General features: G+C 38.3%; 23 protein-coding genes. 21 read left to right on the top strand and 2 right to left on the bottom strand.

All coding sequences use genetic code 11. The features are described 5' to 3' along the window. Positions 1-71: 71 nt before the first annotated feature. From HMPREF1151_RS01875 to HMPREF1151_RS01775, 21 genes are all read left to right on the top strand, one after another. The gene (locus tag HMPREF1151_RS01875; protein WP_009660876.1) at positions 72-3518 is read left to right on the top strand and encodes a pyruvate carboxylase; all 3447 of its coding nucleotides are present in this window, start codon (positions 72-74) and stop codon (positions 3516-3518) included. A gap of 169 nt (positions 3519-3687) precedes the next feature. Further along, entirely contained in the window at positions 3688-4161 is a 474-nt protein-coding gene (gene nrdR / locus HMPREF1151_RS01870) for a transcriptional regulator NrdR (protein ID WP_005379058.1), read from the top strand. Positions 4162-4170: 9 nt separating this feature from the next. Next, positions 4171-5097 (top strand): dipeptidase, encoded by a 927-nt coding sequence (locus HMPREF1151_RS01865; protein WP_009660885.1) that lies wholly within the window; start codon positions 4171-4173, stop codon positions 5095-5097. Next, positions 5097-5666: a D-sedoheptulose 7-phosphate isomerase gene (gmhA, locus tag HMPREF1151_RS01860; RefSeq protein WP_005381034.1), complete on the top strand. Its 570-nt coding sequence runs from the start codon at positions 5097-5099 to the stop codon at positions 5664-5666. Before HMPREF1151_RS01865 ends, gmhA begins: the two co-directional genes overlap by 1 nt. A 42-nt stretch (positions 5667-5708) precedes the next feature. Continuing rightward, entirely contained in the window at positions 5709-7187 is a 1479-nt protein-coding gene (rfaE2, locus tag HMPREF1151_RS01855) for a D-glycero-beta-D-manno-heptose 1-phosphate adenylyltransferase (protein ID WP_009660865.1), read from the top strand. Then, the gene (gene rfaD / locus HMPREF1151_RS01850; protein ID WP_009660958.1) at positions 7184-8149 is read left to right on the top strand and encodes an ADP-glyceromanno-heptose 6-epimerase; all 966 of its coding nucleotides are present in this window, start codon (positions 7184-7186) and stop codon (positions 8147-8149) included. Before rfaE2 ends, rfaD begins: the two co-directional genes overlap by 4 nt. A gap of 51 nt (positions 8150-8200) precedes the next feature. Further along, on the top strand, positions 8201-8701 hold the full coding sequence (locus HMPREF1151_RS01845; RefSeq protein WP_009660912.1) for a D-glycero-beta-D-manno-heptose 1,7-bisphosphate 7-phosphatase: 501 nt from the start codon (positions 8201-8203) through the stop codon (positions 8699-8701). Positions 8702-8752: 51 nt separating this feature from the next. Then, on the top strand, positions 8753-9772 hold the full coding sequence (locus tag HMPREF1151_RS01840; RefSeq protein WP_009660845.1) for a glycosyltransferase family 9 protein: 1020 nt from the start codon (positions 8753-8755) through the stop codon (positions 9770-9772). Further along, on the top strand, positions 9772-10809 hold the full coding sequence (locus HMPREF1151_RS01835; RefSeq protein WP_009660883.1) for a glycosyltransferase family 9 protein: 1038 nt from the start codon (positions 9772-9774) through the stop codon (positions 10807-10809). Before HMPREF1151_RS01840 ends, HMPREF1151_RS01835 begins: the two co-directional genes overlap by 1 nt. A 3-nt stretch (positions 10810-10812) precedes the next feature. Next, positions 10813-11796 carry a 3'-5' exonuclease gene (locus HMPREF1151_RS01830; RefSeq protein WP_009660936.1) on the top strand — a complete coding sequence of 328 codons (984 nt, stop codon included), beginning with the start codon at positions 10813-10815 and terminating at the stop codon, positions 11794-11796. A gap of 46 nt (positions 11797-11842) precedes the next feature. Beyond that, a complete protein-coding gene (locus HMPREF1151_RS01825) occupies positions 11843-13234 on the top strand; it encodes an aminopeptidase (protein ID WP_009660869.1) in 1392 nt (463 codons plus the stop codon). A gap of 51 nt (positions 13235-13285) precedes the next feature. Further along, positions 13286-13663, top strand: a complete 378-nt coding sequence (locus HMPREF1151_RS01820; protein ID WP_005383868.1) for a hypothetical protein — start codon at positions 13286-13288, stop codon at positions 13661-13663. Between the two features lie 133 nt (positions 13664-13796). Further along, complete coding sequence (locus HMPREF1151_RS01815; protein ID WP_005378884.1) at positions 13797-14774, top strand: ABC transporter substrate-binding protein; 978 nt, start codon at positions 13797-13799, stop codon at positions 14772-14774. Positions 14775-14798: 24 nt separating this feature from the next. Next, positions 14799-15776, top strand: a complete 978-nt coding sequence (locus HMPREF1151_RS01810; protein WP_009660896.1) for an ABC transporter substrate-binding protein — start codon at positions 14799-14801, stop codon at positions 15774-15776. A 14-nt stretch (positions 15777-15790) separates the two neighbouring features. Beyond that, positions 15791-16663, top strand: coding sequence for an ABC transporter permease (locus HMPREF1151_RS01805; protein ID WP_005378866.1), 873 nt, complete (start codon positions 15791-15793; stop codon positions 16661-16663). 10 nt (positions 16664-16673) lie between these two features. Beyond that, the gene (locus HMPREF1151_RS01800) at positions 16674-17471 is read left to right on the top strand and encodes an ABC transporter ATP-binding protein (protein ID WP_005379071.1); all 798 of its coding nucleotides are present in this window, start codon (positions 16674-16676) and stop codon (positions 17469-17471) included. A 186-nt stretch (positions 17472-17657) separates the two neighbouring features. After that, positions 17658-17924, top strand: a complete 267-nt coding sequence (gene rpsO / locus HMPREF1151_RS01795) for a 30S ribosomal protein S15 (protein ID WP_005379030.1) — start codon at positions 17658-17660, stop codon at positions 17922-17924. A 402-nt stretch (positions 17925-18326) separates the two neighbouring features. Next, on the top strand, positions 18327-20396 hold the full coding sequence (locus tag HMPREF1151_RS01790; protein ID WP_009660894.1) for a polyribonucleotide nucleotidyltransferase: 2070 nt from the start codon (positions 18327-18329) through the stop codon (positions 20394-20396). Positions 20397-20406: 10 nt separating this feature from the next. Next, positions 20407-20856: a dUTP diphosphatase gene (gene dut / locus HMPREF1151_RS01785; RefSeq protein ID WP_009660864.1), complete on the top strand. Its 450-nt coding sequence runs from the start codon at positions 20407-20409 to the stop codon at positions 20854-20856. Between the two features lie 151 nt (positions 20857-21007). After that, positions 21008-21829 (top strand): hypothetical protein, encoded by an 822-nt coding sequence (locus tag HMPREF1151_RS01780; RefSeq protein ID WP_009660842.1) that lies wholly within the window; start codon positions 21008-21010, stop codon positions 21827-21829. Between the two features lie 39 nt (positions 21830-21868). Further along, the gene (locus tag HMPREF1151_RS01775; protein ID WP_009660908.1) at positions 21869-22675 is read left to right on the top strand and encodes a hypothetical protein; all 807 of its coding nucleotides are present in this window, start codon (positions 21869-21871) and stop codon (positions 22673-22675) included. Between the two features lie 440 nt (positions 22676-23115). Here HMPREF1151_RS01775 and istB read toward each other — a convergent pair whose 3' ends face one another. Together istB and istA are read right to left on the bottom strand one after the other, a co-directional pair. Continuing rightward, positions 23116-23871 (bottom strand): IS21-like element helper ATPase IstB, encoded by a 756-nt coding sequence (gene istB / locus HMPREF1151_RS01770; protein WP_005382493.1) that lies wholly within the window; start codon positions 23869-23871, stop codon positions 23116-23118. After that, positions 23855-25153 carry an IS21 family transposase gene (istA, locus tag HMPREF1151_RS01765; protein ID WP_009660914.1) on the bottom strand — a complete coding sequence of 433 codons (1299 nt, stop codon included), beginning with the start codon at positions 25151-25153 and terminating at the stop codon, positions 23855-23857. Before istA ends, istB begins: the two co-directional genes overlap by 17 nt. Positions 25154-25246 lie beyond the last annotated feature (93 nt).

Below are 25246 nucleotides of genomic sequence, written 5' to 3'. Positions count from 1 at the left end.
GATATGCATATATACAATGTATATCAATGCACACGAACCTATCATTCGATAGGACTCGGTAGGAGGCAATTATGAAGAAAATTAAATCCGTTTTGGTAGCCAATCGTGGCGAAATCGCAATCCGCGTATTTCGTGCATGTAACGAAATGGGTATTAAAACAGTAGCTATCTATTCTAAAGAAGACACATTGTCCTTGCACCGTAACCAAGCTGATGAAGCATATTTGGTTGGGGAAGGTAAAAAACCAGTTGATGCCTATTTGGATATTGAAGATATCATCCGCATTGCTAAAGAGCATGACATTGATGCTATCCATCCTGGCTATGGTTTCTTATCCGAAAACGAAGAGTTCGCTCGACGTTGCGGTGAAGAAGGTATCATTTTCATTGGACCTCACGTAGAACATTTGAATATGTTCGGCGACAAGGTTAACGCTCGTACACAAGCTAAATTGGCAGATATTCCAATGATTCCAGGTTCTGATGGGGCATTGCGTGATTTTGCACAATTAGAAGAATTTGCTGAAACTCACGGCTATCCATTGATGATTAAAGCCGTAAACGGTGGTGGTGGTCGTGGTATGCGCGAAGTTCACCGCAAAGAAGATTTACGCGATGCTTATGACCGCGCTAAATCCGAAGCTAAAGCAGCATTTGGTGATGACGATGTATATGTAGAAAAACTCATCGTTGAACCTAAACATATCGAAGTTCAAATCTTAGGTGATGAACATGGCAATGTAGTTCATTTACATGAACGTGACTGCTCTGTACAACGCCGTCACCAAAAGGTTGTTGAAATGGCACCAGCTTTTGCATTGCCATTAGAAACTCGTAAAGCCGTATGTGATGCAGCCGTAAAAATCATGAAAAATGTTGGCTACGTTAATGCTGGTACTGTTGAATTCTTGGTAACAGCTGATGGTTCCTTCTATTTCATCGAAGTTAACCCTCGTATCCAAGTAGAACATACCGTAACAGAAATGATTACGGACATCGATATTGTTCATTCTCAAATTCGTATCGCTGAAGGCTATGATTTGCACAGCCCAGAAATAGGCATTCCTGAACAAAATGAAATTCCTTGTAAAGGTACTGCAATTCAATGTCGTATCACTACAGAAGATCCTAAGAATAACTTTATGCCAGATACTGGTAAAATCTTAGCATATCGTAGTTCCGGCGGCTTTGGTATCCGATTAGACTCCGGTAATGCTTTCACAGGCGCTGTAGTAACACCTTACTATGATTCCCTATTGGTAAAAGCAACTGCATTCGGTCCTAACAATGAAGAAACCATTCGTAAAATGCTTCGTTGCTTGAAAGAATTCCGTATTCGTGGCGTTAAAACAAATATTCATTTCTTGATTAACGTTCTTGAAAACCCTGAATTCCAAAGCGGTAACTACACAGTTAACTTCATTGAAGACCATCCTGAATTATTCGAATTAAAACCAGATCGCGACCGTGGTACTAAATTGCTTCGCTACATTGCGGATACTACAATCAATGGTTACTCCGGTGCAGGCCCTCAAGAGGTACCTGATTTTGAACCAATGCAATTGCCATCTAAACTAGATGTATCTCCAGCACCTGGTACAAAACAAAAATTCGACGAATTAGGTCCAGAAGGCTTCAGTAAATGGTTGGCTGACCAAAAACAAGTGTTCTTTACAGATACAACATGGCGTGATGCTCACCAATCCTTATTTGCTACACGTTTGCGTACCATCGATATGGCACGCGTAGCTGGCGATGCCGCTAAAGGTGTACCAAATCTATTCTCCTTAGAATGTTGGGGCGGTGCAACATTTGACGTATCTTATCGCTTCTTGCACGAAGATCCATGGGAACGTTTGCGTATGTTCCGTAAGGAAGTGCCTAATACATTGCTTCAAATGTTGATTCGCGGTGCTAATGCCGTTGGGTATACATCCTATCCTGATAATGTAGTTCGTAATTTCATTCAATTGTCCGCTAAAAATGGTATCGACGTATTCCGCGTATTTGATAGCTTGAATAGCCTTGACAATATGAAGGTTGCTATTGATGAAGTTCGCAATCAAAATAAGATTGCTGAAGTTGCATTGTGCTACACAGGCGATATCCTCGACAGCAATCGTCCTAAATACAATCTTGATTACTATGTAAAAATGGCAAAAGAATTGCAAAATGCTGGTGCCAATATCATTGCTATTAAAGATATGGCTGGTTTGTTGAAACCTCAAGCTGCATACAACTTAGTATCCGCTTTGAAAGACGCTGTGACAGTACCAATTCATTTGCATTCTCATGAAGGTTCTGGCAATACGATTTACTCCTATGGCCGCGCTGTAGATGCTGGTGTAGACGTAATCGACTTAGCTTACTCTGCATTTGCAAATGGTACAAGCCAACCTAGTATGAACTCCATGTACTATGCATTGGCAGGTACAGAACGTCAACCACAAATGAACATCGACTACATGGAAGAAATGTCTCATTACTTCGGTAGTATTCGTCCTTACTACAGAGGCGTTGATAAAGCTGAAAAATATCCAAATACAGAAGTATACCAACATGAAATGCCAGGCGGTCAATATTCCAACTTGCAACAACAAGCTAAAATGGTTGGACTTGGTGATCGTTGGACAGACATTAAAAAAGTATATCACCAAGTTAATATGATGTTTGGTGATATCATCAAGGTAACACCTTCTTCTAAAGTCGTTGGTGATATGACATTGTACATGGTACAAAATAATTTGACTGAAAAAGATATCTATGAAAAAGGTGATACTCTTGATTTCCCTCAATCAGTAGTAGAATTCTTCGAAGGTCGTCTAGGTACACCATATCAAGGGTTCCCTGAAGAACTTCAAAAAATCATCTTGAAAGGTGCTCGCCCTATTACTGTTCGTCCTGGTGCTGTATTACCTCCAACTGATTTCGAACATGTTCGTAATGAATTAAACGAAATGGGTGCTAATACTACTGATGAAGATGTAAGTGCATACTGCTTGTATCCTAAAGTATTTAAAGACTACACTAAATTTACTAAAGACTTTGGTAATGTATCTGTACTAGATACACCAACATTCTTCTTTGGTATGAAACGTGGTGAAGAAATTCAAGTTACTATTGAAAAAGGTAAAACATTAATTATCAAGATGAATGGTGTATCCGATCCTGATGAAGATGGTAATCGCATCGTTCTCTTTGAATTCAATGGCCAACCACGTTCTATTAAAGTTCATGATAAACATGCTAAAACAACTGGTGTTGTTCGTCGTAAAGTAAATGAATCCAACCCTGGTGAAATTGGTGCTACGTTGTCTGGTTCCGTTGTTAAGATTCTAGTTAAGAAAGGTCAATCCGTAACTAAAGGTGAACCATTAATCGTAACAGAAGCTATGAAGATGGAAACAACAATTACAGCTCCTATCGGTGGTATCGTTGAAGAAATTCTTGTTCGTGAAGGCAGCCGTATCGAATCCGGTGATTGCTTGTTACACATTGAAGATGCTATTAAACGTTAATTTCATACGATTTAGCACGTAAGTGCATAAAAAAGTCCCCCATATAATACTATTTTGTATTATATGGGGGACTTTTCCTACTAAATATGGTACTATATAAGGTATAAGAAAATAGGCGTATTGTGCCTTTTTCATGATTACTGACTGATTAGAAAAGGAGTATTAGCTAATGAGATGTCCTTATTGCCAACATACAGACACGAAGGTAACAGACTCAAGAACGACAGATGAAGGAAATAGTATCCGTCGTCGTCGGGAGTGTATTAATTGTGGACGCCGCTTTACTACTTATGAAATCATCGAAGAAGTACCACTCATGGTAGCAAAGAAGAATGGTCGCCGTGAATTATTTGACCGTGGTAAATTGTTAAATGGCTTGTTGCGTTCCTGTGACAAACGAACAGTGCCTATGTCCGTTATGGAAGAAGTAGTCAATAATGTTGAGCGAGATATTCGCAATGAAGTAAATCAAGAGATTTCTACAGATCGTATTGGTGAACTTGTATTACAACAATTAAAAGATATTGACCAAGTTGCCTATGTACGTTTTGCTTCTGTATATCGCAAGTTTGATAATATTGACAGCTTTATGGCTGAACTGAAAGCATTAAAAAAATTAGATGCTAAAAAAGCAAAGAAATAGCGTGAATATATGATTGATTTACATTGTGATACGATAATGCAATTAATCGACCACCCTCATGATGGTGATTTATTTTCTAATAACTGGAAAATTGATATTGAGCGCCTTATCAAAGGGCATAGTCGATTGCAGGATTTTGCGTTATTTGTAGACTTAGAAGAACAAGACGATTCGTATGGTAGATATGAATCTATGCGCCAATTGTTCGATAGTCAGATACAAAAATATAGCGACTATATCAGTCATGTGCGTTCTTATGATAATATTACAGCGTGTTATGAAAATCATAAAGTAGCTGCTTTATTATCCATTGAAGAGGGGGGCGTTCTGGGAGGCGATTTAGCTAAGTTAGACAAGGCTTATGCTGATGGTGTTCGACTTATTACATTGACCTGGAATTATCCTAATGAATTGGGAGAACCTAATACTGGAGATTCTCATAAGAAATTGACTGAAACAGGCATTGCATTTGTAGAACGGATGCAAGAATTAGGCATGATTGTCGATTGTTCTCATCTTAATGATGGGGGAACAGAACAATTAGGCGATATTCTTGATGTGCCTTTTATTGCATCTCATTCTAATGCGCGAGAAGTGACAGCCCATCGTCGTAATTTGCCGGACCACTTGATTCGTCTAATTGGCGAAAAGGGTGGCGTTATTGGTTTGAACTTTGCTCAATCCTTCTTAGGGATTTCACCCATCAGTCGCATCGATGATATTGTGAAGCACGGATTGTATATCATCAATAAGGGCGGTGAAGATGTAATTGCTCTAGGCACCGATTTTGATGGTATCAAGCCAAATACAGAAATTGAGGATATTTCAGATATGCATCGTTTGTATAATGCATTTAGAGGCGCCGGGCTTTCAGAAGAACAAACGGAAAAACTATTTTGGAAAAACGCGGATCGCCTACTAAAGGAGATTTTATAATGACAGATATAAATCCAATCATTGCGGATCGATTTACAGACCATCTTGATGTGTTTAGTAAAACAATGGATCAGATGGATGTTATTCAAGAAATTGCTAACCGCTGTATTGTGGCTTTGAATAGTGGCAATAAAATTTTATTCTGCGGTAATGGTGGTTCCGCTGCGGATTCTCAACATCTTGCAGCAGAACTTATTGGACGTTTTAAAAAAGAACGCCGCTCTCTTGCATCTATTGCGCTTACTACAGATACATCTATTTTGACTGCTGTTGCCAATGATTATGACTATGATGCAGTGTTTGCGCGTCAAGTTGAAGGCTTAGGCCGTTCTGGGGATGTACTTATCGGTATCTCCACATCGGGTAATTCAAAAAATGTTGTGAAAGCCGTGGAAATGGCACGAAATACAGGCATGCACACGATTGCTTTCACCGGTGAAGGTGGCGGTAAATTGGCAGAATTATGCGATCTTACACTAGCTATTCCAAGTACTGTTACGGCGCGTATTCAAGAAATGCACATTTTAGCTGGTCATATCATTTGCGAACTTATTGAAGAAGATTATTAATCGAGATAGGGAAGAAATCACAGATTTCTTGAAAGGGGACCTATGATTACAAAAACAGTGAATGAGTTTTTGACAAATTCATTACCGAACCTAAACATTGCAGTTATCGGTGATGTTATGGTGGATCGTTATGTATTTGGCGATGTGAGTCGTATTTCACCAGAGGCTCCTGTGCCGGTCAATCGCGTATCCTCTGTGAAAGAAGTACTTGGCGGGGCAGGTAACGTAGCGTCTAACTTAGCCAATCTCGATTGCCATGTCTATTTAGGGGCCGTAGCTGGTGTCGATGACCATGGTAGAGTGCTCGATAACTTATTGGCTGCTGATCATATTGATACATCCGGTCTCATTCATGATGAAAGCCGGTCAACGATTACTAAAATGCGTATTTTAGGTGATCGTCAACAAATGATGCGCCTCGATTTTGAAACGATTACACCTATTACAGCTGCTGAAGAAGAACAATTAATCATTTGGCTAGAAGGACTTTGTCAACGTGGATTACAAGGCATCGTCATATCTGATTATGGAAAAGGCGTATGCACACCGACATTGTTGCAACATGTATTCAAGTTGGCGAACACTTATCAAGTACAGACCATCGTAGATCCTAAGGGTGCTGATTGGTCCAAATATGATGGTGCTACATGTATTACACCGAATGTAAAAGAATTGGGTGAATCATTAGGTCGTGTGATTCCAAATGATGATACCTCAGTTATTGAGGCGGCTAAGGAAGTACTAAATAAGGTTAATATTAAATATATTATCGGTACTCGTTCCGCTAAGGGTATTACCGTTGTGGCTAAGGATGGTAGAACTTGGCATAATCCAGCAACACAACAGGATGTATTCGATGTGAGTGGCGCTGGTGATACGGTCGTAGCTATGATGATTTCATGCTTAGCCAGTGGTTTATCCATGCGTTTAGCCCTACATATCGCTAATGGCGCTGCTGGTATCGTCGTATCTAAGGTGGGAACATATCCAATCCATCGCCAAGAGTTGATTGAGTTATGGCGCTCTGTACGCCAATTGACAACATCTAGCCCTTTATATACGAAAGAAGAAATGAAGGCGTTAATCGATAAATGGCAAAGCATGGACGAAACCGTTGTATTTACAAATGGTTGCTTTGATATTCTGCATCGAGGGCACATTACGTATTTACAAGAAGCGGCACAACTTGGGGCTCACCTCATTATTGGACTAAACTCTGATGCATCTGTTAGACGCTTAAAAGGTGAAACAAGACCTATTGTATCCGAAGAGGATAGAGCAGCCTTATTAAGTGCCTTACAATGTGTAGATGGTGTTGTCCTTTTTGAGGAGGATACACCTGCCGAATTATTAGCTTACTTACGTCCTAATATTCTTGTTAAGGGCGGCGATTATAAAAAAGAGGATATCGTTGGTAGAGAATCTGTAGATGAAGTAGAGGTACTTTCATTTAAAGAAGGATACTCTACATCGGATATCGTAAAGAAAATAGCCACGATGGCTAAGGAGGGGAAATTATGATTATTGTAACTGGTGGTGCCGGTTTTATTGGTAGTAATATTGTGAAAGCCTTAAATAAACGCGGTCGCAATGATATTTTAATCGTTGATGATTTAACAGATGGTCGTAAAATTCGCAATCTCCAAAATTTAGATTATTTAGATTACATTGACTGTGATGATTTTGATGCTGCCATTGCAGACGGCACATTCAATGTAGGTCCTATTGAAGTCATTTTCCATGAAGGCGCATGTGCAGATACGATGGAATACAATGGCAAATATATGATGAAGAATAACTACGAAGGTTCCAAAAATCTATTCCACTATTGCCAAGATCGTGCTATTCCATTTATCTATGCATCCTCTGCATCTACGTATGGCAATGGTACAAATGGCTTTGTTGAAAAGCCAGAAGCAGAAGAAGCTTTAAATCCGTATGCATATTCTAAGCTATTATTTGACCGCTATGTACGTAAATTTGAAGGCGAATATACAGCGCAAGTGGTAGGTTTGCGTTATTTCAATGTATTTGGTCCTAATGAAGCACATAAGGATAAAATGGCATCTCTTGTACGCCAAATGTTCTATAAGAACCAAGAAACAGGCGTTATCAATTTGTTTGAAGGTACTGATGGCTATGAAAATGGTGGTCAAACACGTGATTTCATCTATGTCAAAGACGTGGTAAATGTAAACTTCTATTTCTGGGAACATCCTGAAATTTCTGGTACATTCAATTGCGGTACAGGTCACGCACATAGCTTCAATGAATTCATGCAAGCTGTTATTGACTATAATGGTAAAGGTCGCATTGAATACATTCCGTTCCCAGAAGTGTTGATTGGTAAATACCAAAGCTTTACCGAAGCTGACACAACAAAATTATTGGCGGCTGGTTATGATAAGGGATTCACGCCATTAGCAGATGCTGTAAAAGAATATTGTGAATTATTAGATAATAACGAAGGTTACTTGCGTTAATTTGCTGTGATAGATTAATGTCAATTCTTTGATAATTGTAAAGGATGTAGTATGAGAAAGGTGTTATTCCTCGATAGAGATGGGGTTATCAACAAGGATGTTTCCTATCTCTATAAGATAGCGGATCTACAGTGGGTTGATGGTGCAAAAGAAGCATTGAAATTAGCCCATGATTCTGGTTATGAACTTATAGTCGTAACAAACCAAAGTGGTGTGGCACGAGGTTATTATAAGGAAACCGATGTACAAATCCTACATGATTATATGGGAAATGAACTATTTAAAGCGGGTGCACCTATTTTACATTTCTATTATTGCCCACATCACAAGGATGGCACTGTAGAATGCTATGCTGTCGATTGTAATTGTCGTAAACCAAAGCCTGGTATGATTTTGCAAGCTATCAAGGATTTTGATGTTGATGTAGAACATAGCTTTCTCATCGGTGATAGCCAACGTGATGTAGATGCTGCTGAGGCCGCAGGGGTAAAGGGATATCTGTTTACAGAATCCAATCTATTACATTTCATGAAAAAGATTTTAAAACATTAATTTTTGGATGAACCACATTTATGTGTATTCTTCGTTCATAGAGGGGTTATTATGAAGGACTATTCCAATATACTCATCATAAAAATGAGTTCCTTAGGTGATGTCATTCACGCATTGCCAACATTATATGCATTGCGCCAAAATTTGCCGCACGCAAAAATTACCTGGGCCATACATGAACAATTTGCGAGCCTCTTGCCAGGTACCCCTTGGGTGGACGAAGTAATTGTCATCGATAAGAAACAATTAAAATCGCCGTCTTATTTATGGAATCTTCGTAAAGAACTACATAGTCATCATTTCGACATGACCTTAGATTTACAATGTATCGCCAAAAGTGCCATTGTATCTCTACTATCAGGTTCTCCTGAGAAATATGGCTATTGGGAACTTCGCGAGGGCAGTCAATTAGTTAATAAAGCTCTAGTAGGAGCTCATAAATATGATCACGTTATTGAGCGCTATCTCGATACGGTACGTGCCTTAGGTGGCGAAGTGGATGGCGTGGAATTTCCGATGCCTCATGACCATGAAGCAGAAGGGAAGATTCGCAACCGGCTGTCCGAACTAGGTGTAACCGATGATTATGTTGTCGTTGTACCTGGTGCGCGATGGATTGTTAAGGAATGGCCGTTATTAAATTTTGGTGAATTATGTATTCGCCTTTGTGAAAGTGGTAAAAAGGTGGTCATTGCAGGTTCGCCTGATGATAGTGAAAAAGGTCAATTTATAGAAAACTATGTGAAGAGCGATAATCTCATTAATTTAGTTGGTCAAACGACCATGGCTGAGTTAATCGAGTTGATTCGTCACTGCCATATTTTCATCAGCGCTGATACGGGGCCTTTACATATTGCAAACGCGTTAAAGAAACCATTAATCGCGTTGTTTGGTACGACATCACCGCATAGAACGGGCCCGTATGGGGGCAGTCATGTACATCTTATTATTTCCCCTACCTCGAAGGCTACACCTGAACAGCCGCTAGTAGATGATCCCGACTGTATGGCACAAATTCCAGTAGATGCGGTATGGGATGTGTATTCTGAAATGTTGAGAAAGGATTTATGATGGAACTTGATTATAAACGTATTGTCGTAACCTTTCTCATGCATTTAGGTGATGTAGTATTAACGACTCCATTTCTAGAGGTGTTGCGTAAAGCAGCACCTCATAGTCATATCACCTATGTGATTGATGAAAAGTTACAAGATGTGATGAAATACAATCCTTATATCGATGATTTGATTACGGTCGATAAAAAAGGACGTCATAATAGCATTAAAGGGTTAAATGAAATCGCTCGTCGTATTAACGACCAAGGTCGTCCAGATATCGTTATCAACCTGCATCCTAATGAACGTACATCATATTTGGCATGGAAAATTCACGGTAAGGTAACAACAGGGATGAGTCATTTCCTATTTAGACCATTTATGACAAAATATACCCGTCTTGATCGCAAGACACGTCATGCTGCTGATATGTACATTAACTTATTAGAGCAATTAGGCGTCACCGACGTAGCTAATCACGGATTACATATCGAGACTAGTAAGGAATGGAATGACGAGGTATTCCGTTTTTATAAAAGCCAAGGCGTTATGCCTAGAGATAAGATTATTGGTTTTAATATCGGCAGTGCAGTGCCTGAAAAACGATGGCCCGCAGAACGCTTTGCAGATGTAGCCGATTATTTTGGCAATAAAGGGTATAAAACTGTATTCTTTGGTGGCCCCATGGATTTGGACATGGTAAAACCTGTTGTAGAACAGATGAAGACGTCGCCAATCGTGGCTACAGGTGCTTTTAAATTGGGCCCTTTAGCTGCGGCCATGAAATGGTGTGACTTGCTGATTACGAATGATTCTGGACCTATGCATGTAGCCATTAGTCAGGGTGTTCCTATCGTAGCCCTTTATGGACCGTCTAATCCATTTTTCTATGGTCCGTACCAAGCAAAATCTATTGTACTTGAATCGATGGACCATTATGAAATTGGTAAAAGCATGAAACAGGTTATTAAAGAAGGCAAGTATAAAGGTATTTCTGTTATTACCGAAGAACAAGTGATTAAGGCAGCTGAAACATTACTGCAGGAATCGTAAGTTATGGATTATATTATTTTTGATTTAGAGTGGAATCAACCATATAGCAACGACATTAGCTTTATGAAGCGAGCACGGATGCCGTTGACCGGTGAAATCATTCAAATCGGAGCTATTAAGCTCAATGAGAATTTAGAGATTGTGGATTCGTTCACAATGTATGTAAAACCTAAATATTTACCACATATGCATAAGCATGTAAAGGCCCTTACAGGAATCACCAATCAAGATTTGAATCGCGGTGTCCCATTTAGAGCGGCCTACAGTCATTTTCAACAATGGTGTGGCAAGGATTATATGCTCCTATCTTGGGGCGCTGACGATATTCTTATATTGCGAGAAAATTTATTGCTCCATAAATTAAAGAGTATCGACTATGATTCTTGGGCGGATGCACAGATGCTATACAGCTATCAACGATATGGCACGACACAACAGTACTCCGTAGCTCATGCTATGGAGGATTTACATATATCATCTGAAGAATTATCTGCTCATAATGCACTTCACGATGCTATATTTACGGCACATATCTGCCAAAAGCTAGATTTGCCAACAGCATTATTGCATTATGATTCCATACGGAAAGAGGCGCCAAATCCATTTTTATATCCACCGGGTTTGACCTTCTTTATGTACGATAACTTTCAAGAAAAGAAACGTATCGTATATGATAGACGAGTGCGATTATCCTTTTGTCCCTATTGCCAAAGTCGGTTGGAAACGACACGTCCTGAGCGGATACAAGGAGATAAGCATTTATCTATAGGCGTTTGTCCGAAACACGGAGCATTTGCCATTCAGTTAAAGGTAGGAAAATATACGATTAAGTCGGGAATTACCAAGTTTTATGTAACAAAGGTATTGAGTCATAGTACTGATGAAATCGATAAACTATATAGAGAAAAATCGGAAATTAACCGAGAGAAAGAGCGGCTCTACTATGAGCGCCGTCAAAAAGAATTATTAGAAAAATCAAAAGCATAACACACGATATACTGTGCTGTATGCTTATATAGAAAGGAATAAAATTATGGAACGTAAATATGCTTGGCATAATTATGACGAACAAACATTACAAGACGTGATGTCATTAGGTGACTCGTATCGTCAATTTTTGGATAATGGTAAAACAGAACGCGAATGTGTCATTCAATCTGTAGAAGCTGCCAAAAAAGCTGGCTATGTTGATTTAAAAGACTTGATTAAATCTAACACGCCAATTAAAGCGGGCGATAAGATTTACTATACTCATATGGATAAATCTATTGCGTTATTTAATATCGGTACCGATGATTTAGACCTCGGTATGAATATCCTTGGTGCTCATATCGATTCTCCGCGCATTGACGTAAAACAAAACCCTCAATATGAAGATAGCAATTTGGTGTTTTGGGATACACACTACTATGGCGGTATAAAAAAATACCACTGGGTAGCTATGCCGCTTGCCATTCATGGGGTTGTAGTAAAAACAGATGGTACACGCATCAACATTAATATTGGTGATAAAGAGTCTGATCCTGTATTCTGCATTACAGATTTATTGCCTCATTTAGGACAAGAACAAATGCAAAAGAATGCAGCCAAGGTGATTGAAGGTGAGGCTCTTGATCTTCTCATCGGTAGTCGTCCTGTTAAAGATGAAGAAAAAGAAGGGGTTACTAAATTTATTAATAACCTCCTTGAAAAAGAATATGGATTTGTAGAACGCGATTTATTATCTGCTGAACTTGAAATTGTACCAGCTGGTAAGGCGCGCGATATGGGCTTTGATCGCTCCATGGTATTAGCATACGGCCAAGATGACCGTGTCTGTGCTTATACATCCTTAGTAGCTATGCTCGAAGTTGATAAGGTAAAACGTACGACTTGCTGTTTATTGGTAGATAAAGAAGAAATTGGTTCCGTTGGTGCTACAGGCATGCAATCTCGCTTCTTTGAAAATGCGGTAGCAGAAATCTTAACATTGATGGGGAAATCTAATTCAGTAAATGTGCGCCGTACATTGGAAAATTCGCGTATGCTATCCTCTGATGTTAGTGCTGGATATGATCCATTGTATGCATCTGCTTTTGAAAAGAAAAATGCTTCTTACCTCGGTATGGGCGTCGTATTTAATAAATTTACCGGTTCTCGTGGTAAATCCGGTTCCAATGATGCCAATGCAGAATATATGGGTTTTATTCGCCGTGTAATGGAATCTAATAACGTAACATACCAAACGGCTGAACTCGGCAAGGTTGACCTTGGCGGTGGTGGCACCATTGCGTATATCATGGCCTTATATGGTATGAATGTAATCGACTGCGGCGTTGCTGTTCTTAGCATGCATGCACCATGGGAGGTTACATCTAAGGCCGATATTTATGAAGCAAAACGTTGTTACGTAGCATTTTTGAATGCAGATGATGAAACAATCTAGTATGATGGGGCTTTCACCATTGGTGAAAGTCCATGTTATGTGAGGTATAGGATGAAACAAACGGAATTAGGCGCTGCTATCGAGGCGGCGAAGGGAGAGGCAACAGAGGTTAAGACCGTAAAGGTCGATATTTTTGATATTCCTGAAACAAAGGCAAAAGAGTATATCGCTACCCGCGAAGAGGTGGCTAAAGCTGCTATGGAGGTCATGAAACCATATTGTGTGACTGTTAAACGGGAAACCTTAGATGAAGATGAAGGGGAAGCCGTTGTGGGTTATTATGTAACGGGAGAAATTTTAATGTGTGTCATTTTGGACCCATTTGAAGTACCTGTTATGAAGGTGGCCCTCGATAAGGGGACACTAAAAGAATACATTCTAGCAGCCAATGAATTGACAGAGGATATGCTAGCTTCTCTAGATAAATAATAAATCTGTTAGAATACAATATGTGCTCTACATAAGGACAAATGTAAAATACTTTAGTCTGATACATTGATGTAGTGCACAAAGTTGTTTATAATAGAAGTATTATTATTTCGAATATAGGAAGGAAGACCCAATGAACTTGAAAAAAGGCATTGCCCTCGCGCTCACGGCGGCAGCATTGATGGCTTTTACAGGCTGTGGCACAAATGAAACTACATCTAATGGAGAATATAAGGTTGGTGTTGTACAACTCGTAGAACATCCAGCACTAGATGCGGCAAATAAAGGTTTTGTTGATGCTCTTAAGGAAAAGGGCTTATCTGATAAAATTACCTTTGATCAACAAAACGCACAAGCTGACCAATCTAATTTGAATAGTATTGCACAGCGTTTTGTATCTGATCGTAAAAATTTGATTTTAGCAATTGCTACGCCAGCGGCTCAATCCATGGCGAACGCAACTCATGATATTCCAATCTTGGGTACAGCTATTACGGATTACGAAGCTGCTAAACTTGTTAAATCTAATGAACATCCAGGTGGTAATGTATCTGGTACATCTGATATGAACCCTGTAGAACAACAAGTAGATTTGATTTTAAAAGTATTGCCAAATGCTAAAACAATCGGTACGATTTATAGCTCTAGCGAAGTAAATTCTCAAATTCAAGTTGAAAAGATGAAAGCTTACGCAGCGACAAAGGGCATTAAGGTTGAAGAGGTTACTGTTTCCAATGTAAACGATATTCAACAAGCGGCACAAAACCTTGTATCTCAACGTGTTGATGCTATTTATGTACCAACAGATAATGTGGTAGCATCTGCTATGAGCAATCTTGTAGCGATTACCGACCCTGCAAAAATTCCTGTATTCGGCGGTGAAGATAACCACGTAAAAGGCGGTGCGGTTATGTCCTTATCTGTAGACTACTACAAACTTGGTTACCAAACTGGCTTGATGGCGGCTAAGGTGCTAACTGGTGAAGCTAAAGTCGAAGATATGCCGATTGAAATGCAAAAAGAATTCAAATTAGTTGTAAATAAAGATAAATTACAAAAATTGGGCATCACCTTACCAGAGGATTTGATGAACAAAGCAACTATGATTTAGTACTTAACTGGTAAGGAGTTACACATGAACTGGAAAAAAGGTATTGCAGTGGCACTTAGTGCCATCACTGTTATGGCAATGGTAGCTGGTTGTGGTTCCAATACTACTACTAGTGACCAAAAGAAAATTGGCGTTATTCAATTAGTAGAACATCCATCCCTTGATGCTGCTAATAAAGGCTTTGTAGATGGTCTTGCATCTAAAGGTTTTAAAGATGGGGAAAACATTAAAATCGACCAACAAAATGCACAAGCTGACCAATCTAATTTGAATAGTATTGCACAACGTTTCGTATCTGATAAAAAGGATTTAGTATTAGCAATCGCAACACCAGCGGCTCAAACGATGGCAAATGCATCTCATGATATACCAATTATGGGGACAGCTATTACAGATTATGTGACAGCTAAACTTGTTCAATCTAACGAACACCCAGGTGGCAACGTAACTGGTACGTCTGATATGACACCTGTTGAAAAAGAGGTGGATCTTATCATCGCATTAGTGCCAAATGTAAAACGCATTGGTGCGATTTATACATCCTCTGAAATTAATTCCCAATTACAAGTTGAAAAAATGAAAGCCTATGCTGCTACAAAAGGTATTACAGTTGTAGAAGCTACAGTTTCCAACGTAAACGATATTCAACAAGCAGCAACAAATCTTGTAAATCAAGATGTACAAGCTATTTATACACCAACAGATAATGTATTAGCATCTGCTATGGCTAATTTAGCACAAATTACAGATGCTGCTAAAATTCCAGTATTTGCAGCTGATGAAGGTATGACAATGACTGGTGGCGTAGCAACATATTCTGTAGATTACTATAAATTGGGTTATCAAACAGGTTTGATGGCAGCTAAAGTTCTTTCTGGCGAAGCAAAAGTTAGCGATATGGCCATCGAAACACAAAAGGATATTAAATTAACTGTCAACGAAGAACGTGCTAAAAAATTAGGTATCATAATTCCTGATGCACTTCGTAAAGATATGAAATAAAAGAGGAGATTTTGATGTTAGATTTAGTGGTAGGCACCATAACAACAGGCCTTTTGTGGTCCTTGTTGGCGGTCGGTGTATTCATTACCTTCCGCGTTCTTGATGTGGCCGACTTGACTGTTGAAGGGACATTCCCAATGGGGGCGGCCATCTCCGCCATCTTGATTACAACTGGTATGAATCCAATTCTTTCTATCTTGATTGCTGGCGTAGGTGGCATGGCTGCCGGTGCTGTAACAGGTTGGATCCATACAAAATTAAAGATTCCTGCATTGTTAGCTGGTATCTTAACGATGATTGCTTTATATTCCATTAACCTTCATATTATGGGGAAAGCCAACGTATCCTTACTTCGCATGGATACAATTTATACAATTATTGGTAGCGTGCTTCATACACCAAATATGTGGTCTGCTGCCATTGTTGGTGTTATCGTAGCTGTTGTTGTATGTTTATTACTGTTCTGGTTCTTCGGTACTGAAATTGGTACCGCATTACGTGCAACAGGCGTTAACCCTCAAATGATTCGCGCCCAAGGCGTGAACACAGATAATATGATCGTTCTTGGTCTATTGATTTCCAACGGTTTCGTTGGTATGTCCGGTGCGCTTATCGGTCAATTCCAAGGCTTTGCCGACGTAGGCATGGGTATTGGTACCATCGTAATCGGCTTGGCATCCGTTATTATCGGTGAGGTTGTATTCGGTACAAAATCATTTGTTCGTAGCCTCATTGCTGTAGTACTTGGTTCCATCGTATATCGTATCGTTATCGCTGCCGTACTTTACATGGGTATGCCACCAAACGATTTAAAATTATTCACTGCTATTCTCGTTGCCATCGCGCTTTCTTTGCCTACATTGAAAGCCAAATGGTTAGCTCGTTAAGGAGGACACTATGTTAGAAGTAAAAAATATGGTAAAGACCTTCTTTAAGGGCACAATTAATGAAAAAACTGCACTACAAGGCATCGACCTTCGCTTAGAAGAAGGCGATTTCTGTACCGTAATCGGTGGTAATGGTGCTGGTAAAAGTACATTGCTAAACTCCATCGCTGGTGTATTTCCTGTCGATGAAGGCAGTATTACCATCAATAATATTGATGTAACAAAAATGCCAGAATACAAACGTGCTAAATACATCGGCCGTGTATTCCAAGATCCTATGGTTGGTACAGCAGGCAATATGCAAATCGAAGAAAACTTGATCCTTGCGATGCGCCGTGGCAAAAACTTGGGTCTTAAATGGGCTTTCAAAGATAGTGAACAAGCATTCTTTAAAGAACGCCTTGCACTATTAGGTCTAGGCCTTGAAGATCGTCTATCTGCACGGATGGGCCTATTATCTGGTGGTCAACGTCAATCTATTACATTGCTTATGGCTACTATGCTTCGTCCTGATTTATTACTCTTGGACGAACATACAGCAGCACTTGATCCTAAGACAGCTGAAAATGTATTGCAATTAACAGATAAACTTGTTTCAGAACATAATCTAACAACCCTTATGATTACGCACAACATGCGTGATGCATTGCGCTTTGGTAATCGTCTTATCATGATGGACGCTGGTCGTATCATCTATGATGTAAAAGGGGAAGAAAAGAAAAAATTAACAGTTGCTGATTTGTTACAAAAATTTGAAGTAGCTGGCGAAGGTGCGTTAAGTGACCGTATGATGCTCGGTTCAAAATAAGTACCTAAATAATATAGTTTAAAAAAGAGGGGATATTATCCTCTCTTTTTTCATGAAAACCTTTACACTATGGGGATTATACTGTATACTTAACTAAGTCATAAGACATATCGTAAGCGAAGTATTCGAATCTCCAACGGTTACTTAAGCTTATCGGGATTATTATTTTTTTAGGAGGTAACATTAATGTTAACTACAGAAGCTAAATTAGCAGTTATTAAAGAATACGCTACTCATGAAGGTGACACTGGTTCTCCAGAAGTACAAGTTGCGATTTTGACAAGCCGCATCACATACTTAACTGAACACTTGAAAGAACACAAAAAAGACCATCATTCCCGTCGTGGTTTGTTGAAATTAGTTGGTCAACGCCGTAACATGCTTGACTACCTTCGTCGTAAAGATATCGAACGTTACCGTTCCCTTATCGAACGTCTTGGTCTTCGTAAATAATACAATTAGCCGTCCTATTGGACGGCTTTTTTATTTTATTTCCTTGTGTTATAATGAATTTAGGCAAAGGGAAACAACTGCCGATAATCTATTGTGGAAACACAGAAAAAAGGACAGAGCGGCAACTCTGTCCTTTTTATTGTGCTAGTTGCTATTTAAATCTACTATCTAGTCACTTGATGACGTAATGGCAAGTTACACCACCTATGATAGTGATTATAAGGGAAACAACATAATCTACCATAGAAACACCTCCTTTCTGTTGCCAGATTAGGAGTTAGCAACATTTTAAGTATAGCATAATAGAATGAATAAACGTATATTATAATAATTCGCTTATTTTTTACTGATGATATATAATAATAAGGTATACGTATAAGAAGATTTTTAGGAGGAATAGGAATGGAACAATTCCAAATGGACCTAGCTGGTCGTACGCTTACGATCGAGACTGGGGAACTTGCAAAACAAGCTGGCGGTGCCGTAATGGTTGGTTATGGCGATACACGCGTACTCGTTACCGCTACAGGTTCTAAAGAGGCGAAGGATATCGATTTCTTCCCACTCACAGTAGATTATGAAGAAAAAATGTATGCTATTGGTCGTTTGCCAGGTGGCTTTATTAAACGTGAAGCACGTCCACCTGAATCTGCTATCTTGAATAGCCGTTTGATTGACCGTCCTATTCGTCCACTATTTGATAAAGGTGTACGTAATGAAGTACACGTTGTAGCTACAGTCATGTCCGTAGATCAAGATTGTGATCCTGCTATCTGTGGTATGATTGGTGCATCTGCAGCATTATCTATTTCCGATATCCCATGGGCTGGCCCAATTGCTGGCGTTCGTATGGGTCGTGTAAATGGTGAATTTGTTGTAAACCCAACAAAAGCTCAATTAGAAGAAACTGACCTTAATATCGTAGTAGCTGGTACAAAAGACGCTATCCTTATGGTTGAAGGTGGCGCTCAAGAGGTTCCAGAAGAAACAATTCTTGAAGTTATCATGGCTGCTCACGAAGAAATCAAAAAAATCGTAGCATTCCAAGAAGAAGTTAAAGCTAAAGTAGGCAAGGAAAAACGCGTATTTGAAAGCAAAGACGTACCTGCTGAAATCGCTGATGCAGTTCGCGCATATGGTCATGATAAACTTGACGCAGCAGTTCGTTGTGCAGATAAACAACAACGCGATGCACAAGAAACAGAAGTACGTGAAGATGTATTAGCACATTTCGCAGACATCTACCCAGATAACTTAGCTGATGTAAATAAAGCATTCGATGCGATGACGAAGGAAATCGTTCGTCATATGATCACTGTTGAAAAAATCCGTCCAGATGGCCGTAAACTTGATGAAGTTCGTCCTATCTCTTGTCGTACAGGCGTATTGCCTCGTACACATGGTTCTGGCCTATTCACACGTGGTCAAACTCAAGTATTGAACGTAGCTACTGTAGCACCATTGTCTGAAAAACAAACAATTGATGGCATTGGTTTAGAAACAGAAAAACGCTATATTCACCACTACAATTTCCCATCCTTCTCCGTAGGGGAAACTCGTTCCTCTCGTGGTCCTGGACGCCGTGAAATCGGTCATGGTGCTTTGGCTGAACGCGCATTGGTACCTGTCATTCCTAGCGAAGAAGAATTTCCATATGCATTACGCCTAGTATCTGAAGTATTAGAATCTAATGGTTCTAGCTCCATGGCTTCCGTATGTGGTTCCACATTGTCTTTGATGGATGCTGGTGTACCTATTAAAGCTCCTGTAGCAGGTATTGCAATGGGTCTTGTAACACAAGGTGAACACTACACAATCTTAACAGATATTCAAGGTATGGAAGATGCTCTTGGCGATATGGACTTCAAGGTGGCTGGTACAGCTAAAGGTGTAACAGCTATCCAAATGGATATTAAAATTTCTGGTTTGTCTCGTGAAATCCTTCACGAAGCATTGGAACAAGCTCATAAAGGCCGCATGCACATTATGGGCATTATGTTAGATACCATTGCTGAACCTCGTCAACAAATGTCCCAATACGCTCCACGCATCATTACAATGAAAATTGACCCAGACAAAATCCGTGACGTAATTGGTTCTGGCGGTAAAGTAATCCGTAGCATCATTGACGAAACAGGTGCAAAAATTGACATCGAAGATGATGGTACTGTATTTATCGCTTCTGTAGACCAAGAAGGTGCTGCAAAAGCGCAACAAATCATCGAAAACCTTACTAAAGAAGTTGAAGTAGGTGAAGTATACCTTGGTAAAGTAACTCGCTTGATGGCATTTGGTGCTTTCGTAGAAGTATTACCAGGTAAAGAAGGTCTTGTACATATTTCTAAACTTGCAAAAGAACGCGTTGAAAATGTAGAAGACGTTGTGAATGTAGGCGACGAAATTATGGTTAAGGTTATCGAAATTGATAAACAAGGCCGTATTAACTTGTCCCGTAAAGATTGTTTGAAATAAGAGGTGTTACATGGATATTCGTGGCTTTGAAGTAGTTTCTGCTTTTGAAGAACAAAATATCAATTTACCAACACGTAAAACCACAGAAAGCGCAGGCTATGATATTGAATGCGCTGAAGCTGTTACATTAGAACCAAATCAAGTAGTTCTCGTGCCAACAGGTCTTAAGGCTTTCATGGCATACGACGAATACCTTGCTATACACATCCGTTCTAGCATGGCTATCAAACGCAAACTAGCACTTGTGAATAGTACTGGTATCATCGATAGTGATTACTACAACAATGAGGACAACGAAGGTCATATCATGATCGCCCTCCTAAATTTTGGCAACGAACCTGTTACCCTTGAAAAAGGCGAACGCGTTGCACAAGGCATTTTCTCTAAATACCTTATCACTAATGATGACGACGCAACAGGCGTACGAACAGGTGGTATCGGTAGCACTGGGACTATGTAAACTACATACAATTCTGAACAGAATGGTGAAAGCCGCTCAACTTAGGTTGGGCGGCTTTTTGTGTGTAAAAAATTACGTATAGGGTTAGATATACTAAAGGTAATCCAGAACCATATTTATTTTGTTTGTTGTGTTATATAGGAGATTAGCTATGAAAACTTTAAAAGAAAACATCATCACAGTAGAAGACATTACAGCAGAAATTGAAAAAGCAGAATTTGATGTTCCAAGAGAAGATGAGGATTTTGGTGATCGCTATGATCGATTACATGCAGAATGGGCTGTAAAAGGATTAAAGAAGTATAGAGATGAATTAAAGGAACCCTTTGCTGACAAAGAACATTTTAAGGATTGGGTAATAGATATATGGGGAGATGTAAATACTTTTATAGCTGTAATAAACGAAGAACTACGCTTACGTTCTATTGAATCAATTCGAGAAGCATCCGAATGCGCTGCATTGATGAAAATTTTTATTCCCTCTGAAAGTGGTTCAAGAGATGAAGCTGAAGAAAAGGTAAAACGTAATCTAGAAGAAGCTTTAGAAGAACATGACCAAAGAATTATTAATATCTTTGATGTTGAAATTGTGCCACTTTTACAATGGAATGAAGAATTACTTGCTATGAAAGCCTTCTTGACTAATGATTTCTATATGAAAGGTACATTTACAGATGAATTAAAACAAATCTACATAAATGTATTTACCTTATTAGATAGAAATCTAAGCGAAAAGGTTGAATATAGTAATGCACATTCATTTGAGTACTATACGGATTTAGAGGATGAATGGGAATTCTTGTATTTGGATGATCTAAATCCTGTAGAAGAACTGTTAGCTATATTACCTGGTAGTCCATATGAATGTGATGTTATGTATTATGCTCATTCAATTAATTGGAGTATCAAGAATAAGCATGTAAATACTTTCAAAGAAAAATGCAAAGAGTTATATAATTCTTTGCATCAATAGTAGTATAGATTATTTATATGAGCTAAGGAGTGTTTGTATATGAGAAATATGTTAGTTAATGAAGAATCAAAAGAATCTGTTTTAAATCTATTTGAAAAAATATTGAATGTAAAATTGAAAGAAGCAGAAATCAAACAGGCTGATTGGGATGCAAAAGGTTTAAAACCTAAAAAAAATGAAATTATAGAGGCATTTAAGCATTTGGATTCATTTGATACATATATTGAATCAAATTTTGAATCTAAAGAAAATTTTGAGCTTCTCATCATAAATGAAATAAAAATTCGAATGGAGGAATTGCTAGAAGGTTTTCATGGTGTGGGGCGACCTATGATTATTCCGTGTATTAAAAGTGGACCCTATAATGAAATAAAAAAACAAGTAAAGGATTTGTTACATACAAGACTTAATAGTCATGATAATGAACTTCCTTATTTATTTGATAAGTTTATCGTACCTGATCTTGCCTGGAGCGAAGAATTATTTGCGATACTAGCTTATTTAAAAGAGAAAACCTATAAACCTAATTCATTAACTAACGAATTAAGAACAATCTTTATGAAAGCCTATGTAACACTTGAGGAAAATCTACAAGACCCAGAATGGTATTGTAATGCCAAACCATTGACATACTATTGGCATATAAAATCAGACTTAGAAGAAATCTATTATGATGATTACTTACCAATTCAAAAACTAATATCTTTTATACCTAATAATTCATTAGATTGTTATATATCTTACTGTCCAAATTATATCAATGAAACCTGGGCAGAATTACAAGACGGAAAAGTTAAACAAGCAATTTATAAGACTTATTATGATTTGCTACAAAAAATTAGTTAGTTGTTTGCGATAAGGAGGAGAAAGGCTACATATGAATTTATGTAGCCTTTTATGACTTTAATTTATGAGGATAAGATGAATTATTTTATGAAGAATTTATGAAATATTGAATATATAATAATATTTTATTGGTAAAATATGTCTATAAAAATACGTATACATGCTAGATTGTTTATAATATTCGGATAATTAAATAAGTAATAATACATTGTAAAATAATGGTGAGCAACTGTGACTGAACAAAATGAAAATATATTAGAAAGTATAGTTGATAGATTAAATCAAATCGACAACTTGTTAAAGTTATCTTTAATGAACAATATTATTTCAGAGTGTGAGAAATATGTACCCATTGATGTATATGATGATATAAAGTTGTTTCTAAAAAAATGTAAATGTCAATATAAGAATGTACAATTTTGACGATGTACAATGTACAGTTATTCCTTCTGTTGCATATGGTTTCGTAACCGGTATGAATCTCCAGTTATGCTAATCACATGTGCATGGTGAAGTAATCGATCAACAATAGCATTAGCTACTCGCTCATCATGTAATATGGTAGCCCACTCATCAAAATTAATGTTAGACGTTACGATGGTACTTTTCTTTTCGTACCGTCTATCAATAATTTGAAATAGTAAGTTAGCATCACCTGGTTGTAACGGTAAATAGCCAATTTCATCAATGATGAGTAATTGGTAGCGTGCATAATGCTTGAGCCGAGTTTCTAATCGTCCTTCATCTTTTGCACTCTTAAGGTTTTGAATTAAATCATGGCATTTAATAAAATAGGTGCTTCGTCTGTTACGAGAGCTTTCAATACCTAGTGATGTAGCTAAATGTGTTTTCCCCACTCCGCTAGAGCCAAGAAATACAATGTTTTCAGCTTGTTCCATGAATCCTAATGATGCTAAATCCTTAATTTGCATTTCGTTAATTTGTGGTTGAAATGAAAATTCAAAATCAGCTAGTGTTTTCAAATGAGGAAAATTACTAATTTTCACCATATGGTTAATTACGTTTTGTCGTTTAATATCAACTTCGTAATCACTCAGCTTCAATAACCACTCAATATGAGATAAGCTCTGTGTATTAGCTAATTCAATTGTTTCATCTAGGTGTAACATGCATTGTTTTAGTTTTAGATATGCTAGATTATCTTGTAAGCGTTGGTAATTAGTCTGTAGTGTCATAGATAGCTCCTATCTTTTCCAAATTAGATTTTGCTTTAGCTTTCACATCTTCAGAACTTAGATAAGGAATTGTTTTCTGCAATTGTGCCTCATAATGAGAAGGCAAATAGTTAACCTTCTTACCACTTAATGGGTGCTGTGCAATCAATTCTGTGCTATCATATATGTATAGCATCTTATCTATGGTCTTTAAGGTCATAGATTTGGCCACATATCCTGGTGGTACAGAATAGTGGCTACCACGAAAGCTAATGAGATTACTTGCTGAAACCTTAGCTTTTGGGTGATCTATGCGGTAGGAATCTCTTATCACTTTTGTTGGAAGTGGGGTAAGAGATTCCTTTTCTTTTTCAAGCAGTGCAGACGGTATTTGTCTTGTAGCTTGAGAAATCGCTAGATTACTACGTAAAATAATTTTTTGAATCTGTTCTTCCACTTCTTGTATTGTTAATTTTCCTTGGTACGCATGAATTTCATCTAGAATTTTCATTTGGCTTTCTACTTTGCCTTTCGTTTGTGGACGGCGCGCCATACACGGCTTAAATGTAAAGCCAAAGTCACTTGAAAATTGTTCTGCTTTGGTATGAAGCTGTCCTTTAGTTCCAGCTAGCCTCGGTTGTACCATCACGGTTTTCATATTATCTGTTAATAGTACATGTGGAACACCTTGTAATTGTTCAAAGAATTCTACCAATGCATCTTGTAGTGTTTCAGTAGTTCTATCGAAAGTGACCTTTGCTAATTTGTATCGAGAATAGCCTAATGTCATCAGCAATATATTAAAAGTTATGTGTGTGCCATCATGCAATAGGAATTTAATATTCTCTTTCCAATCAACTTGAGCCTGTTCAGCTGGTGCGGTTTCAAAGCGAATCGTATGCTGTGTGCTAGGCGATGTATGTTTTCTATCAAAATAGGATTGAAATACTGGTATCTTTAAAATATAACCGCGAAATGTAGAGTAAGCAGCTGTGAGTCCATGGTTATCTACCAAGTATTGCCACAAGACACGCTTATAATAAAATTGTTGGGGTGTATCATCAGATAATAAAGTCTGTATTACGTCATGAAATTTATCAATCATAGATGGTTTATGACGATGTGGATCAGGCGTTCCATTTTCATAATGAGATTTTATGGTGCGTCTATCATAGCCTAATTCACGACCTAGTAAACTATAATTAGGTTTCAAATTGCAAGCCTCCAGAATGTCTCTTAACATTGGTAAGTCTAATAATGATGTTACAGTAAATGAACTGTTAATAGCGTATACGTATTGCATGTTGTTATCACCTCAACTATAGTATCGGTGATACAATCAAAGTTGTACATTCTTATATCATCATTTTTGTACATTCTTAGAGTATCATTTACA

The sequence above is a fragment of the Veillonella sp. ACP1 genome (genome assembly GCF_000286635.1).
GTDB classification, from domain to species: Bacteria; Bacillota; Negativicutes; order Veillonellales; family Veillonellaceae; genus Veillonella; species Veillonella atypica.
The sequence above is the reverse complement of the archived record's forward strand: the minus strand, read 5'-3'. Positions and strand labels throughout refer to the sequence as shown.